Raw genomic sequence first — 2,194 nt, 5'->3', positions numbered from 1 at the left:
GCATTATTCAGTGCGCCACTGATCCTGCTGCTGCTGTCCCGCCAGCGGACCATTCATTTTTCTCAGGCCGCAGCGGATGTACCTGCTTTTTCTACACCGTTGGGTGGCCGTAAGATCGCACTACTCCTTTGCCTGCTGTTGCTGGCGATCGGCTTGTCGCTGGGATGGAATCGTCAGTTCAATGAAGGGATGCTGCTGGCGTGGCGCTGGCCGCGGCTGCTGGGATCGCTGGCTGCCGGAGCGATGCTGGCGGTGGCGGGTGTGTTAATTCAGCGCCTGACGCGCAACCCGCTGGCCAGCCCTGAGTTGCTGGGCATCAGCAGCGGTGCATCACTGGCGATACTGCTGCTGTTTATGCTGGCGGGACCGTTGTCGTGGATGTTTCCTGCCGCGCTGTTCGGCAGCCTGCTGGCGACCGGGGCGATGTTGTGGCTGGGTGCCCGGCGGGGTTTTCAACCACAGCGTCTGGTGCTGGTGGGGTTGTGTCTGACCAGTATCAGCGGCGCGCTGACCAGCCTGCTGATGCTAAGCGGAGACCCGCGTGCGTTGCAATTGCTGAACTGGAGCACTGGCTCGACCGCAGGTATCACGGCCAGTGTTGCGTTGTCCGGGGCAGGGCAGGCGGCAGTGCTGATTCCTCTGGCGCTGCTGCTCCGGCGTGGTCTGCAACTGCTGGGACTGGGCGCACAACCGGCACAATCGCTGGGACTGAATCTGCGTACCCATAGTCTGTTAATTCTGCTGCTGGCGGCGGCACTGACGGCGGGTGGCACGTTGCTGATCGGGCCGCTGAGTTTTGTCGGGCTGATTGCCCCACAGCTTGCTCGCTATAGTGGGGCACGCAGTGTGTCCACTCAGATTGGGCTGGCAGCATTGCTGGGGGCAACGCTGATGGTGCTGGCCGACTGGCTTGGACGTAACATCGCCTGGCCGTGGCCTGTTTCGGCAGGGATCCTTTGCTCGCTGATCGGTGCGCCCTGGTTTTTATGGCAACTGCGTCGGCGCTGAATGAGTGCCGCCGCATCTGCCCGAAGCTAACATCTGCAAGTCCGTCTGTGCCCCCGGCTGTCAGGTAGTCAGCAACTTGTGTAGCGCCTGTAAATCACGTTTCACCCATTCCAGTTCCTGGGCGAATTTTTCATCCGACAGCAGTGGCTGGCGGAATACGGTGATCAATACCTGTGAACCCTCTTCGTTGGCGACAATACGCATAGGGACGAAGATTTCTTTGCTATAACCGCTGTCAATATAATGGTCCATAATGCAGAAAGGATTATGTTCGGTGAAGCGTACTTTGACCGGTCCCTGTGGGCCACGTCCTTTCCAGCTATTGCCATCCGGCTCAAGCGGCCCCTGACTCAGACCTGAAGCCCACTTAGGGAAAAACTCCGGTTTCCAGATCGTTTCATACAAATCTACCCAGTTACGATGGATAGCCAGGCTAAGAGTATGTGAGGACAGCATAATACCTCCGGTCAGTGGTCAATAACGGATTTAACCATCCCGGAAGGACGATGGGAAGGAGGAGCGTTCTATTGTGTTAACTGGGTAGCGAAGAGCGGCTGTATGTGGCGGTAGGCGAGGACTGAAACGACAAACGTTAACGTGGGTTGCCTGAATAAGGTTCCTCACCGTTAGTGCAGCTTTCCACTACGGTGAGGAATCTTGTTATTTACATGCTTTTTAATTCAGCATGCGAAGTCTCAACATCATAACGTCCGTGGAAACAGAGGTCGATTGGGTGAGGATGCCAGTCAATTAGCCCTCTTATTTCAAAAAGAATCAGACCGTTTTTTGTAGGATGCTCTTCGCTCAGTAGCGAACGCACCATCAGTGATTCAGGAATAATTCTTGTTTCAAATCGCAGAATCGCTGTTCTGATATTTTTTTCAATCGAATGCCATCTATGCTGATGGGAAAAGCTGCCGACCAGGGCACTCACGCCATAGTTTACAACTGAGTCTGCCACCAGGTTGTGCTTGTATTCATCAAGACTGTCTTCGATGTTGGTATTATTCAGCATCGTAGCAATATCTTTCTGAACAATTGATCGCATCATTCTCGAATCAAAAAATAATTCATCAAAGCGTTCAATGCTTTTTTTTGGATCGTCATCTTGTAATCTTTCCAGTAATGTGGGCAAAAACTGCCTTTTCTTTTCCATCACTGAATCCTCAGGCAAACGTTATTTTTC

At 53.6% G+C, this 2,194-nt stretch carries 3 protein-coding genes; 1 reads left to right on the top strand and 2 read right to left on the bottom strand.

Features of this window, described 5'->3' with window-relative positions:
* The coding region (locus tag WH277_RS02590) for an iron chelate uptake ABC transporter family permease subunit (RefSeq protein ID WP_339504243.1) at positions 1-1,008 on the top strand (1,008 nt) is incomplete at its 5' end.
* 60 nt (positions 1,009-1,068) lie between these two features.
* Here WH277_RS02590 and WH277_RS02585 read toward each other — a convergent pair.
* Entirely contained in the window at positions 1,069-1,464 is a 396-nt protein-coding gene (locus WH277_RS02585) for a polyketide cyclase (RefSeq protein WP_339454771.1), read from the bottom strand.
* A 208-nt stretch (positions 1,465-1,672) separates the two neighbouring features.
* Complete coding sequence (locus WH277_RS02580) at positions 1,673-2,164, bottom strand: type VI secretion system baseplate subunit TssE (RefSeq protein ID WP_339454770.1); 492 nt, start codon at positions 2,162-2,164, stop codon at positions 1,673-1,675.
* Positions 2,165-2,194: the final 30 nt, after the last annotated feature.

It is taken from the genome of Erwinia sp. MYb416, assembly GCF_037479575.1.
GTDB classification, from domain to species: domain Bacteria; phylum Pseudomonadota; class Gammaproteobacteria; order Enterobacterales; family Enterobacteriaceae; genus Erwinia; species Erwinia rhapontici.
The sequence above is the reverse complement of the archived record's forward strand: the minus strand, read 5'-3'. Positions and strand labels throughout refer to the sequence as shown.

Bases quoted from the DNA above. Each gene is read 5' to 3' on its own strand.
- WH277_RS02585 (WP_339454771.1), bottom strand. From the start codon at position 1,464: ATGCTGTCCTCACATACTCTTAGCCTGGCTATCCATCGTAACTGGGTA.
- WH277_RS02580 (WP_339454770.1), bottom strand. From the start codon at position 2,164: ATGGAAAAGAAAAGGCAGTTTTTGCCCACATTACTGGAAAGATTACAA.